At 71.8% G+C, this 14640-nt stretch carries 14 protein-coding genes; 7 read left to right on the plus strand and 7 right to left on the minus strand.

Features of this window, described 5'->3' with window-relative positions:
- Positions 1-63: 63 nt before the first annotated feature.
- The 4 genes from AB852_RS35495 to AB852_RS35510 form a co-directional block, all read right to left on the minus strand.
- Positions 64-1425, minus strand: a complete 1362-nt coding sequence (locus AB852_RS35495) for a hypothetical protein (RefSeq protein WP_073795287.1) — start codon at positions 1423-1425, stop codon at positions 64-66.
- Between the two features lie 117 nt (positions 1426-1542).
- Positions 1543-2616, minus strand: coding sequence for an ABC transporter substrate-binding protein (locus AB852_RS35500; RefSeq protein WP_079185165.1), 1074 nt, complete (start codon positions 2614-2616; stop codon positions 1543-1545).
- Between the two features lie 124 nt (positions 2617-2740).
- Positions 2741-3421 (minus strand): ABC transporter permease, encoded by a 681-nt coding sequence (locus AB852_RS35505; protein ID WP_073795289.1) that lies wholly within the window; start codon positions 3419-3421, stop codon positions 2741-2743.
- A complete protein-coding gene (locus AB852_RS35510; RefSeq protein WP_073795588.1) occupies positions 3418-4155 on the minus strand; it encodes an ABC transporter permease in 738 nt (245 codons plus the stop codon). Before AB852_RS35510 ends, AB852_RS35505 begins: the two co-directional genes overlap by 4 nt.
- A gap of 191 nt (positions 4156-4346) precedes the next feature.
- Here AB852_RS35510 and AB852_RS35515 point away from each other — a divergent pair, with 191 nt between their 5' ends.
- From AB852_RS35515 to AB852_RS35545, 7 genes are all read left to right on the plus strand, one after another.
- Positions 4347-5495 carry an ABC transporter ATP-binding protein gene (locus AB852_RS35515; protein WP_073795292.1) on the plus strand — a complete coding sequence of 383 codons (1149 nt, stop codon included), beginning with the start codon at positions 4347-4349 and terminating at the stop codon, positions 5493-5495.
- A gap of 209 nt (positions 5496-5704) precedes the next feature.
- On the plus strand, positions 5705-6937 hold the full coding sequence (locus AB852_RS35520; RefSeq protein ID WP_073795294.1) for a phosphatidylglycerol lysyltransferase domain-containing protein: 1233 nt from the start codon (positions 5705-5707) through the stop codon (positions 6935-6937).
- 335 nt (positions 6938-7272) lie between these two features.
- Positions 7273-8133 (plus strand): dihydropteroate synthase, encoded by an 861-nt coding sequence (gene folP, locus AB852_RS35525; protein WP_073795296.1) that lies wholly within the window; start codon positions 7273-7275, stop codon positions 8131-8133.
- Positions 8130-8639 (plus strand): nuclear transport factor 2 family protein, encoded by a 510-nt coding sequence (locus AB852_RS35530; RefSeq protein ID WP_073795298.1) that lies wholly within the window; start codon positions 8130-8132, stop codon positions 8637-8639. Before folP ends, AB852_RS35530 begins: the two co-directional genes overlap by 4 nt.
- 124 nt (positions 8640-8763) lie before the next feature.
- Positions 8764-9123 carry a dihydroneopterin aldolase gene (folB, locus tag AB852_RS35535; protein WP_073795301.1) on the plus strand — a complete coding sequence of 120 codons (360 nt, stop codon included), beginning with the start codon at positions 8764-8766 and terminating at the stop codon, positions 9121-9123.
- Positions 9120-9728 carry a 2-amino-4-hydroxy-6-hydroxymethyldihydropteridine diphosphokinase gene (gene folK / locus AB852_RS35540; RefSeq protein ID WP_073795303.1) on the plus strand — a complete coding sequence of 203 codons (609 nt, stop codon included), beginning with the start codon at positions 9120-9122 and terminating at the stop codon, positions 9726-9728. Before folB ends, folK begins: the two co-directional genes overlap by 4 nt.
- A gap of 95 nt (positions 9729-9823) precedes the next feature.
- Complete coding sequence (locus tag AB852_RS35545; RefSeq protein ID WP_073795305.1) at positions 9824-10312, plus strand: DUF3180 domain-containing protein; 489 nt, start codon at positions 9824-9826, stop codon at positions 10310-10312.
- A 746-nt stretch (positions 10313-11058) separates the two neighbouring features.
- On the opposite strand, the gene folE is transcribed toward AB852_RS35545, so the two are convergent.
- The 3 genes from folE to hpt form a co-directional block, all read right to left on the minus strand.
- Positions 11059-11664, minus strand: a complete 606-nt coding sequence (gene folE / locus AB852_RS35550; RefSeq protein ID WP_073795307.1) for a GTP cyclohydrolase I FolE — start codon at positions 11662-11664, stop codon at positions 11059-11061.
- Between the two features lie 165 nt (positions 11665-11829).
- Entirely contained in the window at positions 11830-13875 is a 2046-nt protein-coding gene (gene ftsH, locus AB852_RS35555) for an ATP-dependent zinc metalloprotease FtsH (protein WP_073795310.1), read from the minus strand.
- 197 nt (positions 13876-14072) lie between these two features.
- A complete protein-coding gene (gene hpt, locus AB852_RS35560; protein WP_073795312.1) occupies positions 14073-14633 on the minus strand; it encodes a hypoxanthine phosphoribosyltransferase in 561 nt (186 codons plus the stop codon).
- Between the last annotated feature and the right edge of the window lie 7 nt (positions 14634-14640).

A 14640-nucleotide genomic window follows, 5' to 3' on the forward strand; every position in this document is an offset into this window, starting at 1 on the left:
GAGCGACCTGTGCAGGGACAAGTAGGCCCACCCGGGAAGACCTCAAAAGCGCAAGCGAAGGCGTCACGCCTGGAGGGCCGAGCGGAGTCCCTGGATGTCGATCGGTTCGGTCTCGTCGTGGGCGGTCAGGTCGACGACCTGCCCCACCCCCGTCACCGCCGCGCCGGACCGCTTGAAGCCCGCCTCCGACTCGGCCTTGTGCAGCGCCAGGGCCTCCTCGCCGACGACATCCGCGAGGTCCTCGTTCTGCACGGCCTCCAGAGCCGCCGCCTCGGGCTCGCCCTTGGCACCGAAGAAGTCGAAGCCCCCCGGAGCGGGCCGCCGACGGGCGGGAGCGGGCGGCACCACGGCGGCGGCCGTGGGGACGTTGAAGTGTCCGGCGCTGTCGGCTGCGGCGACCGTACGCGCGTACCCGTCGGCCGCCGGGGCCTTCCCCCGGCCCTCACCCTCCTTCGCCGGGTGAGCGCCGTCGGGGGTCGCCCGGCCCGCCGCCTTCGGCGCGGGGCTCTCGGAGCCGCCCTGCCGGGGCACGGAACGGTTGCCCGGCACCACGGTGGCCCGGCCGCCGGTGGGGGCGGTCGCGGGACGGGGCCCGCTGCGGGGACGCGGAGCGGCCCGCGTACCGGAACCGTCCCGGGGGGCGGGAGCGTCAGGGGCCTTGGGCGCGGACGCCTCGACGGGGCCCGCGGTGGCGGGCCCGGCGGACGCCCCGTCCGATGCCCCCTCAGATGCCCCGTCCGACGGCCCGTCCGACGGCCCGTCCGACGGTCCGTCCGATGCCTCGGCAGGCGGTCCGGCGGGCAGCGCACGGCCACCAACGGCCTCCTTACCGCGCCCCAGCCGGTCGAGCGCGGAGTTGGCGCGCAGATACAGCGCGCCGGTCGCCACCGGCGCGGCGGGCTCGACGCGCGACGGCTCGGCGTCGTCATCCGCGGGCACGGGTGCCGCGGCCCCGGCGGTCCCCGGGACCGCGGCCTCTATCGCGAGCCTGCGCCGCCCCTCCAGGGCGCTCGCGCGCTCGGTCTCGGCGGTGGCGTACCGGCGCAGCAGCGCGGCGTGCTCGCCGCGCAGGGCGGCCAGTTCGGTGCGTTTGGCGCGCAGCTTCAGTTCCAGCTTGCCGCGCGCCGCGCGCGACTCCTCCAGATCGGACTCGACCTCGGCGACACGTTCCTCGAAACGCCACTCGTCGCCCGCGCGCGCACGGAGCAGCTCCGCGACCCGTCTGCCCGCGACCAGGTCCCAGCGGCGCATCACGACGGAGCCCACGACGGCCGCCGCCCCCGCGCCCGCCGCGAGCCCGCGCAGGATCGCGGTATCGGAGAAGAACCAGGCGCTGGAGGCGCAGACGACGGAGACTCCGGCGATCACCGAGGGAGGGAGCAGCCGGTGCAGGGGTGGTGAATGACGGTGACGTCCACGTGGCATGGCCAGAAACTTACCGCGCGTAGGTGAATGTTGCTGCCCCGCGTACGGGAGAATCCGGCCGACGCACGCCCTTTACCTCACCGGTCGGCCCCCGGTCTCTTCTTCGACGGGTCCCGGCTACTTCTTCAGCAGCCCCTTCGACTCCAGATAGTCCTTCGCCACATCCGCTTCCTTCTGGCGCTCGGAGTCGACCTTGCGGTTGAGCTCCACAAGATCATCGGTGGTGAGCGCGTCGGTCAACTTCGCGAGTGCGTCGGCGATCTCTTTGCCGCCGGCGTCCTTCGCGTTCACCACGGGAAGGATGTTGTCGGCGTTCTGAAGCTTCTTGTCGTCATCCAGCAGGACGAGTCCGAAGCTGTCGAGAGTGGCGTCGGTCGTGGTGGTCAGGACCAATTGGTCCTGACCGTTCTTCACGGCCTGCTTCGACTGGACCGTGCCGACGCCCTTGGGATCGACGCCGGTCACGTCGATGCCGTACGTCTTCTTGAGGCCGGGCGCGCAGAAGGGCCGCACCTCGCATTCGTCCCCGGCCGCGATCTTGACCTTCTCGCCCGACTTCCCCAGATCCGAAAGCGTCTTGAGGCCGTGCTCCTTCGCGAATTCGGCGCTGACCGCGAACGCGTTCTGGTCGACGGCCTTCCCGGCGGGCAGCACCTTCAGGCCGCGCGGTTCGGCGAGCTTCTCCAACGCGGCGACCGTGGCGGCGACATCACTGGACGCCACCGGCTCGGCGTCCGGCCCGTTCTTGGCGGCGTTCAGGAATTCGGCGAGCGTCGCCGCGTATTCGGGGACGACGTCGATCGAGCCCTTCTCCAGCTCGGGTTCGTAGATCTCGCGGTTCTCGACGGACTTCACGGAGGCGTCGAATCCGGCGTCGTCCAGGATCTGCTTGTAGAGCTGCGCGAGAACCTTCGCCTCGGTGAATCCGGCCGCGCCGACCACCAGGGAGCCCTTCTTGGCGTCGCCGCCGCTTTCGCCGTCCTCCAGGCTGTCGCCGCCGCAGGCCGCGAGGGAGACGGTCAGGGCGACGGCGGCGAGGGTCGCGACGGCGGTCCGCCGGCCTCTGCGTGGGGTGCCGCCGCGCCCGCGCCCCTTGCCGAGGGGCGCGGCGCCGGTCCGTGCGCCGCCCGTGATTCCGTCCTCGTACGCCGCGTGGTGCGCGCCGTCGTACGCGGTGCTGTCGTTGTTCATCGCCGACCGTCCGTTCGGGAGTGGGTGTGTGTCAGTCGTTCGTGACGGCGGGCACACACGCGTGCCCGCCGCCTTGCCGTACGGCGTCCTGCGGCCGTACGGCGGGGTCGTGGCCGCGCCGGGTTCAGCGCGCCGCTCCGGGGCGCCCGCGCATCGGGTCGAAGAGCCGTGCCGCGAGCGCGAGAAGACCTTCGACGAGCAGCGCGAGGACCGCCACCAGGAAGGCGCCCGCGACGACCTGGGGGGTGTTCTGCAAGCTGAACCCGGCGGTGATGATCCGGCCGAGACCGCCCTCACCCGCCATCGCCGCCAGGGTCGCCGTCGCCACGACCTGGACCGCCGCCGATCTGATGCCCACCATGACCATCGGATACGCCAGCGGCAGTTCCACGCGCGCGAAGAGCTGCCAACCGCTCATACCCATGCCCCGGGCGGCCTCCACCACGGAACGGTCGACCTCGCGCATCCCCACGTACGCGTTGGTCAGCAGCGGCGGGACCGCGAACAGGACCAGGGCGATGAGCGTCGGTACGTCGCCGTAGCGGCCCAGCGGGGTGAGGGTGAGCAGCACCAGTACGGCGAGGGTGGGTATCGCGCGGCCCACGTTGGAGAGGTTGACCGCGAGGGCCCCGCCCTTGCCGAGGTGGCCCAGCCACAGGGCGAGCGGCAGGGCGATCAGACAGGAGATCAGCAGACACACACCGCTGAAGTAGAGATGCTCCGCGAGCCGGTGCCACACGCCCCGCTCGCCCTGCCAGTTGGCGCCGGTCGCGAGCCACTCGTACGCCCCCGATATCGCGTTCATACCGCCTCGGCCGCCTTCTCGACAGCGGGCCGGGGCGCGCGGGAGGCGCGCGCGGACCGGCCCGCGCGCGAGGGACGTGTCCAGGGGGTGAGCAGCCGCTGGACCAGGAGCAGGGCCGCGTCAGCAGCGAGGGCGAGGAGCACGCACAACACCGACGCGGTGAGGACCTGCGCCTTGAAGCTGGTGTCGAGGCCGTCGAGGATCAGTGTGCCGAGGCCGCCGTGGCCGACGATGGCGCCGACCGTGGTGAGCGCGACCGTGGCCACCGTGGTGATGCGCACCCCCGCGAGGAGCGCGGGCAGCGCCAGCGGCAGCTCGACCTCCCAGAGGCGGCGCAGCGGGCCGTAGCCCATGCCGCGCGCGGCCTCCCTGACCTCCTCGGGCACGGACCGCAGTCCGATGAGGATGTTCCGGACGAGGATCGTCAGCGAGTACAGCACCAGGCCCGTGACGACGAGCGCGGCCGACAGCCCGAACAGCGGCAGCAGCAGCGAGAACATCGCCAGCGAGGGCACCGAGTACAGCACCGTGGTGATCCCGAGGACCGGGCCCGCCAGCGCCCGCCACCGGCGGGCGAGCAGGGCGAGCGGCAGTGCCACGGCGACCCCGATCGCCACCGCCGCGGCGGTGATGGCGATGTGCTGAAGGGTCGCGTCGACCAGCTCCTGGCTCCGGGATGTGACGTACTCCCCGCAGATCCATTCGTTCGTCGTCAGACAGTCGCGCGCGCTCACCCGTGCCACCTCCCCCGTTTTCCGCCGGGCACTCCTCGAACAGATATCTGTCAACCTGGGTATCCGGTCGACCTGGCGACCCTAACCCCGGCCACTGACAATCGCTGAGGCGCGTCGGACCGACGCAACACGGCATTCACAATCCGCAGCGCACACTCCGCACCACGCATTCCGCACCACGAGGGGGACTCATGATCCGGTTCGAGAACGTCAGCAAGCGCTACGCCGACGGCACCACCGCCGTGGACGATCTGTCCTTCGAGGTCGCCGCCGGTGAACTGGTCACCCTTGTCGGCCCGTCCGGCTGCGGGAAGACCACGACGATGAAGATGGTGAACCGGCTGATCGAGCCGACGAGCGGACGGATATTCCTCGACGGCGAGGACATCGCCGCAGGCGATCCCGTCGAACTGCGGCGCCGGATCGGCTACGTCATCCAGCAGGTGGGCCTCTTCCCGCACCGGACCGTCCTCGACAACACGGCGACCGTGCCGCATCTGCTGGGCGTGAGCCGCAAGAAGGCCCGCGCGCGGGCCGCCGAACTCCTCGACCTGGTCGGCCTCGACCCGTCCGTCCACGGCGAGCGCTACCCCGACCAGCTCTCCGGCGGACAGCGCCAGCGGGTGGGCGTCGCGCGCGCCCTGGCCGCCGATCCGCCGGTGCTGCTCATGGACGAGCCGTTCGGCGCGGTCGACCCGGTGGTCCGCGAGCGCCTCCAGTCGGAGTTCCTGCGGCTCCAGCAGTCGGTGCGCAAGACCGTGTTGTTCGTCACCCACGACATCGAGGAGGCGGTCCGGCTGGGGGACCGGATCGCGGTGTACGGGGCCGGTCGCATCGAGCAGTTCGACACCCCCGCCACGGTGCTGGGCGCCCCGTCCGGCGACTACGTGGCCGAGTTCGTGGGCGCCGACCGGGGCCTGAAGCGGCTGTCGGTGACACCCATCGAGGAGAGCGATCTGGAGCAGCCCCCGGTGGTGCGGCTGGACGACGCGTTGCCGAAGGAACTGGGCGCGCGCTGGGCCGTGGTCCTGGACGCCGACGGCGATCTGCACGGCTGGATATCCGAGGAGCACGCGCGCGGGCGCACCGGTACGGTCCGTGAGCACGCCCGCCGGATGGAGGCGTGGCTGCCGGTGGGCGCGTCCCTGAAGCACGCGTTCGCGACGATGCTCCAGCACGACGCCGGGTGGATCGCCGTGATCGACGAGGAGAGCGCGGGCCGGTTCCTCGGCGTCCTCACCCCGCAGAGCCTCCACGAGGCGCTGCGCAGGTCCACCGCGGCGGATCTGCGGGACGTCCCGCGCGCGGAGGTCGAGCTGGAGACGGTGCCCGGGAGCTGAGCCACCCGGCGGGACCCGCGACCGCCGTCCGGGCCCCCCGGCCGCGCGGCGCGGCCCCCGAGCAGGCCACCCGACCAGGGCTCCCGCCCGCCCTCGGGCCACCGCGAAGTGAACCGGGCTCCTGAACCATCCGTCCTAGAGAGCGCCGCACCACGGGACACCGGATGCGGCACCACGCCCAAGGACCTCTCGCGGAACTGTGTGATGCGATGCTCATCGACGCCTACGGCACCACCCCGGACGGGCTCCGGCCCGACGGGCGGGAACCGCGTCCCACGCGCGGGTCCGTGGGCACGACGGCCGCGTGGACGGCCGTGTGCGCCGGTCTGCTGGGCATCGCCCCGATCGTCCTGCCCGGCGTACTGCCGGGCGCCTTGACCGGTGTCCTGCCCGGCGGCCCGTCAGGCGGACCCCGGGCCCCCGCCGCCGGGGCACGGCCCGACCCCGTCGTGTCCTTGGCCACGGCCCTGGCGCTGAACGCGGGCGTACTGACCCTGCTGCTCGCCCGAGGACTGCGCCGCGGCGAACGCCGGTCCTGGCGGGCCGCCCTGGTACTGCTGCCCCTGGGCGCCGCCGCGCAGTTCGCGCACCGCCACTCCGTGTTCGGGACGCTGGTCCCCCTGGCGCTGCTCGCGCTGCTGCTGCGCCACCGGGCCCGCTTCACCGCCCCGCCGGACCGGCGCAGCCGCTGGCGGGCGCTCAAGAACTTCGTCCTCCTGGGGTCCGGCTCGATCCTCCTCGGCCTCCTCCTGGTCGGCGCCCACGCCGACCGCATGGACGGCGCCCCCAGCGTCGCCGCCCGCCTGACCCACGTCCTGTACGGGCTCCTGGGCGTCGAGGGGCCCCTCGACCACACGGGGAGCGCCGCATGGACGGTCGCCGTCTGTCTGGGCTCCCTGGGCCTGCTGACGGGCGTCACCACGGTCCATCTGGCGCTGCGCCCCGGCGGGCCCGACACCCGGCCCACCGCCGACGACGAGGACCGTCTGCGGGCCCTGCTCGACCCGCACGGCGGCCGGGGCCCGCTCGACCGGCCGGGGACCCGGCGGGACCACCGCGTGGTGTTCTCCCCGAGCGGCCGGGCCGCCGTCCGCTACCGGGTGGTGCGCGGGGTGATGATCGCGGACGGCGACCCGGTGGGCGCCGCGGAGGCGTGGCCCGGCGCCATCGAACGCTTCATGGACGTGGCCAGGGCCCGCTCCTGGACACCCGCCGTCACCGGCTGCTCCCCGGCCGGCGCCGAGGTCTGGACCCGGGAGACCGGCCTCGCCCCCCAGGCCCCCGACGAGGCGACGGCCCCCGGGGACCGCCCGCCCCCCGGACACGTACCCGCAGACGCGGACCGGACAGCGCGTCGCCCCGCGCGCGTGGGGCGCGCCCCACGCCGCCGTACCCGCCGGGGACCCGGCCCGGACCCGGGCACCGCCACCGCCGGGGCGTGACACGGCGCACACACCCCGGAACGGGGTGCCCGGACGAGCCGGGGCACGTCCCCCGCGCGCGTGCCCCGGTTCGACGTCCCGCGCGCGTGCCCCCCGTCCCGCCCCGGCGCGACCGGGTGCCGGGGCGGAATCCCGCCGTGACCAGGGTGCCCGGCGGAACCCACTGGCCCCCAGGCGGAGCCACGGGCCGCCGATGGGAACCACTGACGGCCGGGCGGAACCACCGACCCGCCGGGCGGCACCACGCACGGGTCGCACGCGACCATGGAGTCGCAGGCAGGACCCGGGGGGAACCGGGAGAACAGCACCCCGCGCGCGGGCCTAGGCTGGAAAGCATGAATCGCCTCCAGGATCGCGGACGGGTCGACGGACTGCCCGAGTGGGACCGCTGCGGGGTCATGGGCGTCGTCAACGTGACCCCGGACTCCTTCTCCGACGGCGGCCGGTGGTTCGACACCACCGCCGCGGTCAAACACGGCCTCGACCTCGTGAACCAGGGCGCCGACCTCGTCGACGTCGGCGGTGAGTCCACCCGCCCCGGTGCCAGCCGGGTCGACGAGTCGGAGGAACTGCGCCGGGTCGTCCCCGTGGTGCGCGGTCTGTCGGCGGAGGGGGCCAAGGTGTCCGTGGACACCATGCGCGCCTCCGTGGCCGAGCGGTCGCTCGCGGCCGGCGCCGTACTTGTCAACGACGTCAGCGGAGGGCTCGCCGACCCCGACATGATCCCGGTGGTGGCCGCCGCGGGCGCCCCCTTCGTGGTGATGCACTGGCGCGGCTTCCTGGAGGGCCCCCGTATCCAGGGCGTCTACGCCGATGTCGTCAAGGAGGTCGTCGACGAGCTGCACGCGCGCGTGGAGGCCGTCATCGCGGGCGGGGTCGCGCCCGACCGGATAGTCGTCGACCCCGGCCTCGGCTTCTCCAAGGACGTGGACCACGACCTGGCCCTGCTCGCCCGCCTGGAGCGGCTGCGCGCCCTCGGCCACCCCGTCCTGGTCGCCGCCTCCCGCAAGCGGTTCCTGGGCCGGGTCCTCGCGGGCCCGGAGGGCGCCCCGCCGCCCGCCCGCGAACGGGACGCCGCCACCGCCGCCGTCTCCGCGATCGCCGCCCACAGCGGCGCCTGGGCCGTCCGGGTCCACGAGGTGCGCGCCACCGCCGACGCCGTACGCGTCGCCCGCGCCGTCGAGGGCGCCCGGTGACCGCACCCGGTACGCCCGGCACCGACCTCGAAGAGGTCGAGCGTGCCAACACGGCCTTCTACGAAGCACTGGAGCAGGGCGACTTCGACACCCTCTCCGACCTCTGGCTGAACGCCGGTGACCTCCCCGGCACCACCCCCGGGTCGGCGCCCGAGATCTCCTGCGTGCATCCGGGCTGGCCGCCGCTCACGGGCCGCGGCGAGGTCCTCAGGTCGTACGCGCTGATCATGGCGAACACCGACTACATCCAGTTCTTCCTGACCGATGTCCATATGTCCGTCTCCGCCGGCACCGCCCTGGTCACCTGCACCGAGAACATCCTCAGCGGCGGCCCGGCCCCCGAGGGCGGCGAGGAACTGGGCCCCCTGGTCGGACAGCTGGTCGTCGCCACGAACGTGTTCCGCCGCACCTCCGACGGCTGGAAGCTCTGGTCGCACCACGCGTCCCCCGTCCTCGCCGAGAGCGAGGACGACTCCGACGAGGACACCGAGGCCCCGGGCCTCTGACCGCCCCGCGGGCCCGCACCCTCGGACGGGCCCTGTCGGTGGGCACGGGTAGCCTCGATCGAGGCCGGCGCCCGAGCGCACCCGGGGGCGGCCTCCCACAACGACGACGGCAGGAGTGAGGTACGTGGATCGTGTCGCGCTGCGCGGCCTGAAGGCCCGCGGACACCACGGGGTGTTCCCCAGGGAACGCGAGGAGGGCCAGACCTTCATCGTGGATCTGACCCTCGGCATCGACACCCGTCCCGCGGCGGCCGACGACGACCTGGCGAAGACCGTGCACTACGGCATCGTCGCCGAGGAGGTCGTGGCCGTCGTCGAGGGCGAGCCCGTCAACCTCATCGAGACGCTCGCCGAGCGCATCGCCACGATCTGCCTGCGGCACGACGGCGTCCACGAGGTCGAGGTGTGCGTCCACAAACCGGACGCGCCCATCACCGTGCCCTTCGACGACGTGACCGTCACCATCACCCGGAGCCGCGCATGAACACCCACCCCGGCGGGCAGAGCGACCCCACCGTGCAGCCGGTCCCCGCCTCCGTGGTGGCCCAGGTGGACGCCGCCGACACCACCCTCAGCAACCCCCGCAGCGCCATACTGTCCCTCGGCAGCAACCTCGGCAACCGGCTGGAGACCCTCCAGGGAGCCGTGGACGCGCTGGAGGACACCCCCGGACTGCGGGTGAAGGCCGTCTCCCCGGTCTACGAGACCGAGCCCTGGGGCGTCGACCCGGGCAGCCAGCCCTCGTACTTCAACGCCGTCGTCCTGATCCGCACCACCCTCCCGCCCGGCTCGCTGCTGGAACGCGCGCAGGCTGTCGAGGAGGCGTTCGAACGGGTACGGGACGAGCGCTGGGGCCCGCGCACCCTCGACGTCGACATCGTCGCCTACGCCGATGTGACCTCGGACGACCCGGTGCTGACGCTCCCCCACCCCCGCGCCCATGAACGCGCCTTCGTGCTGGCCCCGTGGGCCGACATCGACCCCGGCGCCGAGCTCCCCGGACACGGCGCGGTCGGCGATCTCCTCGCCGGAGTCACCCGGGAAGGTGTCACCACACGGCCCGACCTGGAACTCCGGCTGCCCGAGTAGTCGTTAAGGTCGGGCGAGGGCATCAACGCCACCGACCGGGACACCCCGGCCCCGAGCCGCACACCACCGGCTCCGACCGGGACAGAAGGGACGACGTGAACCAGCTGCGCATCAGGACCCTGCTCGGCCTCTTCCTCGGAGCCGGAGTGGTGTCCTGGGCGGGAGCCCGGCTGTGGGACTCGGTCGGCACCCTGCCCGGTGTCCCGCTCGCCGCGCCCATCGTGCTCGCCGTGATCGCCGCCGTCCTGGTCGCCACGGCGCTGTCGCTGCGGGCGCGGTTGCGCGCGCAGCGGGAGCGGCAGCCGGGGGCGAAGGGCGTCGATCCGCTGATGGCCGCCCGCGCGCTGGTCTTCGGGCAGGCGAGTGCGCTGGTCGCGGCGATGATCGCGGGGCTCTACGGGGGTGTGGGGGCGTTCCTGCTGGGCTCCCTCGATGTGCCCGCCCGTCGGGACCAGGCCGTCTACGCGGGCTTCTCGGTCGTGGCGGGGCTGCTGGTCATAGCTGCCGCGCTGTTCCTGGAGCGGGTGTGCCGTCTCCCCGAGGACGACGACACACCGCACCCTCCGGGCACCCACCCGGCGTGACGCCTTCGCTTGCGCCTTCGAGGTTCCCCCTGTGCTGGGCGCACTTCGTTCCTGTGCCGTCGCTCGGTGGTTTCGCGCAGTTCCCCGCGGGTCGCCTTCGCTTGCGCTTCCCAGGTCCGTCCGGCGGGGCGTACTCCGTTCCTGTGCCGTCGCTCGTGGGGTGCGCAGTTCCCCGCGCCCCTTTGGGGCGCGTTCTGTCGGTTCTTCGGGTCGGTGCCGGTCGGGATTCTCCGTCCTCGATCCGACACGCTCGGTAACACGTCCAGTGGTCCGACTGAAGAGCATCGGAGTCTGCGAGCAGAGATTCCCGCCCACCCCCTCCCGCAGCCGAGCGCCTGCGAGAGGAGGATGGTCCAACCCCGTCCCCGCAGACGGAGAACAGCCCCAGGTGGCGCCCCCAAAGGGGCGCGGGGAACTGCGCGAAAACGAGGGCGACCCGCACCCGAACAGCGACCGCAAGGGGGCACCACCCAGGGGCACGGGGAACTGCGCACCCACGGACGACCCGCACGGGAACAAGTACGCCCAGGTGTGGAACCCCAGGGGCGCGGGGAACTGCGCACCCCCGGACGTACCCGCACAGGGACAGGTACGTCCAGCCGGACAGACCTGGGAAGCGCAAGCGAAGGCGACCCGCGGGGAACTGCGCACCCACGAACGGCCCGCACGGGAACAAGTACGCCCAGCCGGACAGACCTCGGGGCGCGGGAGAAGGCGACCCGGCGACGGACGGACGGGCGGGCGGACTACCGGGCCAGGATCAGGCTCATCGCCTCCGCGCGGGTCGTGGAGTCGCGCAGCTGACCCCGTACCGCGGAGGTCGTCGTCTTCGCGCCGGGCTTGCGGATACCCCGCACGGACATGCACATGTGCTCGGCCTCGATCACCACGATCGCGCCCCTGGCCTCCAGTATCCGCATCAGCGAATCCGCCACCTGGGTGGTGAGCCGCTCCTGCACCTGGGGCCGGCGGGCGAACACCTCGACCAGCCGCGCCAGCTTCGACAGCCCCGTGATCTTGCCGGACTCCGCGGGGATGTACCCCACATGGGCGACCCCGTGGAACGGCAGCAGATGGTGCTCGCAGAGGCTGACGATCTCGATGTCCTTCACCAGGACCATCTCGTCGTGCCCGATGTCGAACGTCGTCGTCAGGACGTCCTCCGGCTGCTGCCAGAGTCCCGCCAGGATCTCCCGGTACGCGCGCGCGACCCGCGCCGGGGTGTCCAGCAGACCCTCGCGGTCCGGGTCCTCCCCGATCGCGAACAGCAGCTCCCTGATCGCGTTCTCGGCGCGCTTCTCGTCGAACTCGCCTATCGTGCGCTCGCCGCCCAGCGTCACGGGGTCGGTCATGGTCTGCCTCGTTCCTCAGCTGTACAGCCGGTACCTGGCGGGCACACGGAAATGCCGCACCCCCCAAGACTAACTAGGGGGGCGCGGCATCCATTCCGTGCCGATCATCGGCCGACGGGCCTCACCAGGGGGTCTCCCCGGCGCACGGCCACGTCAGCGGCGGTGTCAGCTCTCCGGCCGGTTGTCCTCCTGCGGCGACGGGGCCTCGGTCGGGGAGACCGGGGTCACATCGGGCTTGCCGGTCGTCAGTGACGGGGCGGCGCCGCCGGCGCCGTTCGTCAGGGACAACTCCTTCGGCGAGAGGACCGGCGGACGGGTCGACGGCGTACGCCGCGACGAGCCCGTCCAGGCCGGGCGGGCCGGACGCTTGATGATGTGGGTGAAGATCTCGGCGATCTCCTCCTTGCCCAGCGTCTCCCGCTCCAGAAGCTGGAGAACCAGGCTGTCGAGAACGTCGCGGTTCTCGACGAGGATCTCCCACGCTTCGTTGTGCGCGTTCTCGATGAGCTTCTTGACCTCTTCGTCCACGAGCGCGGCGACCTCTTCCGAGTAGTCGCGCTGGTGGCCCATCTCCCGGCCCAGGAAGGGTTCGGTGTTGTCGCCGCCGAACTTGATCGCGCCCAGACGCTCGGTCATGCCGTACTGCGTGACCATCGCGCGAGCGGTGGTCGTGGCCTTCTCGATGTCGTTGGCCGCACCGGTCGTCGGGTCGTGGAAGACCAGTTCCTCCGCCGCGCGCCCGCCCAGCATGTACGCGAGCTGGTCGAGCATCTCGTTACGCGTGGTGGAGTACTTGTCCTCCTCGGGCAGGACCATGGTGTAGCCCAGCGCCCGGCCCCGGGACAGGATGGTGATCTTGTGCACCGGGTCGGAGTTCGGTGAAGCCGCCGCGACCAGGGCGTGTCCGCCCTCGTGGTACGCGGTGATCTTCTTCTCCTTGTCCGACATGATCCGGGTCCGCTTCTGCGGGCCCGCCACCACACGGTCGATGGCCTCTTCGAGGCTGTGGTTGTCGATCAGCTTCTTGTCGCTGCGGGCGGTGAGCAGGGCGGCCTCGTTGAGGACGTTGCTCAGGTCCGCACCGGTGAAGCCCGGGGTACGGCGGGCGACCGCCGACAGATCGACGTCCGGGGCGACCGGCTTGCCCTTCTGGTGGACCTTGAGGATCTCCAGACGGCCCACCATGTCCGGACGGTCCACGGCGATCTGCCGGTCGAACCGGCCCGGTCGCAGCAGCGCCGGGTCCAGGATGTCGGGCCGGTTGGTGGCGGCGATCAGGATGACCCCGCCCTTCACGTCGAAGCCGTCCATCTCCACCAGGAGCTGGTTCAGCGTCTGCTCGCGCTCGTCGTGACCACCGCCGAGACCGGCACCGCGGTGACGGCCGACGGCGTCGATCTCGTCGACGAAGACGATCGCCGGGGCGTTCGCCTTGGCCTGCTCGAAGAGGTCACGCACCCGGGAGGCACCGACACCGACGAACATCTCGACGAAGTCGGAACCCGAGATCGAGTAGAACGGCACCCCGGCCTCACCGGCGACGGCGCGCGCGAGGAGCGTCTTGCCCGTACCGGGCGGCCCGTAGAGCAGGACGCCCTTGGGGATCTTGGCGCCGACGGCCTGGAACTTCGCCGGCTCCTGGAGGAACTCCTTGATCTCGTGGAGCTCCTCGACGGCCTCGTCGGACCCCGCCACATCGGCGAACGTCGTCTTCGGGGTGTCCTTGGTGATGAGCTTGGCCTTGGACTTCCCGAAGTTCATCACCCGGGAGCCACCGCCCTGCATCTGATTCATCAGGAACAGGAAGACGACGACGATGAGGACGAAGGGCAGGAGGGACAGCAGGATGCCGAGGAACGGGTTGTCCTTCGAGGGCGAGACGGTGTAGCCCTCGGGGATCTGCTTGTCCTGGTACTTGGCCTGGAGGTCCGCGGCGAGGTCGGCGCCCTGGTCGCCGATGTAGCTCGCCTGGACCTTGCTCTGGCCCTCGACCTTCTGGCCGTCCTTGAGCTTGATCTTGATCGTCTGGGAATTGCCAGTGGTGAGCTGGGCCGACTCCACCTGGTTGTTATTGATCGCCTGGACGACCTGGCCGGTGTCCACCGTCTTGTGGCCACCGGACGAACCGACGACCTGCATCAACACGACCACGGCAAGGACGGCCAGCACGATCCACATGACCGGCCCACGGAAGTATCGCTTCACGTCCATCCATACGGAGCGATGCCGCCCCGTCCCTCCTGCCATAGTGAGTTTGATAAAGACTGTTCTTCGGACGGTACCCCAGCATTGTCACCCGAAGCCGCAGGGTGCTACTGCCAATCCCGTGGCAATCCCGCCTCCGAATGCTCCAACGGCGGGAGTCCCGAAAGGGTTCCCGGAACCCGGGTCCGCGTGGCCCGGTCGGCTCAGCCGCCGTACACGTGGGGCGCGAGCGTACCCACGAACGGCAGGTTGCGGTACTTCTCCGCGTAGTCGAGGCCGTAGCCGACGACGAACTCGTTGGGGATGTCGAAGCCGACCCACTCCACGTCGATCGCGACCTTCGCGGCCTCGGGCTTGCGCAGCAGTGTGCACACCTTGAGGGACGCGGGCTCGCGGGAGCCGAGGTTGGAGATCAGCCAGGACAGGGTGAGCCCGGAGTCGATGATGTCCTCGACGATCAGGACGTGCTTGCCCTTGATGTCGGTGTCGAGGTCCTTGAGGATGCGGACCACGCCGGACGACTGGGTGCCCGCGCCGTACGAGGACACCGCCATCCAGTCCATCGTGACGGGGGTGGACACCGCACGCGCCAGGTCCGCCATCACCATCACGGCGCCCTTGAGCACACCGACGATGAGCACGTCCTTGCCCGCGTACTCCGCGTCGATCTTCGCGGCCAGCTCCGCCAGCTTCGCGTCGATCTCTTCCTTGGTGATGAGCACCGACTGTAGGTCGGTGCCCATGTCTTTCGCGTCCACCCGCATCACTTTC

The organism is Streptomyces uncialis, assembly GCF_001905345.1.
Lineage (GTDB): Bacteria > Actinomycetota > Actinomycetes > Streptomycetales > Streptomycetaceae > Streptomyces > Streptomyces uncialis.

Bases quoted from the DNA above. Each gene is read 5' to 3' on its own strand.
- AB852_RS35495 (WP_073795287.1), bottom strand. From the start codon at position 1,425: ATGCCACGTGGACGTCACCGTCATTCACCACCCCTGCACCGGCTGCTC.
- AB852_RS35500 (WP_079185165.1), bottom strand. From the start codon at position 2,616: ATGAACAACGACAGCACCGCGTACGACGGCGCGCACCACGCGGCGTAC.
- AB852_RS35505 (WP_073795289.1), bottom strand. From the start codon at position 3,421: ATGAACGCGATATCGGGGGCGTACGAGTGGCTCGCGACCGGCGCCAAC.
- AB852_RS35515 (WP_073795292.1), top strand. From the start codon at position 4,347: ATGATCCGGTTCGAGAACGTCAGCAAGCGCTACGCCGACGGCACCACC.
- AB852_RS35520 (WP_073795294.1), top strand. From the start codon at position 5,705: ATGCTCATCGACGCCTACGGCACCACCCCGGACGGGCTCCGGCCCGAC.
- folP (WP_073795296.1), top strand. From the start codon at position 7,273: ATGAATCGCCTCCAGGATCGCGGACGGGTCGACGGACTGCCCGAGTGG.
- folK (WP_073795303.1), top strand. From the start codon at position 9,120: ATGAACACCCACCCCGGCGGGCAGAGCGACCCCACCGTGCAGCCGGTC.
- folE (WP_073795307.1), bottom strand. From the start codon at position 11,664: ATGACCGACCCCGTGACGCTGGGCGGCGAGCGCACGATAGGCGAGTTC.
- ftsH (WP_073795310.1), bottom strand. From the start codon at position 13,875: ATGGACGTGAAGCGATACTTCCGTGGGCCGGTCATGTGGATCGTGCTG.
- hpt (WP_073795312.1), bottom strand. From the start codon at position 14,633: ATGCGGGTGGACGCGAAAGACATGGGCACCGACCTACAGTCGGTGCTC.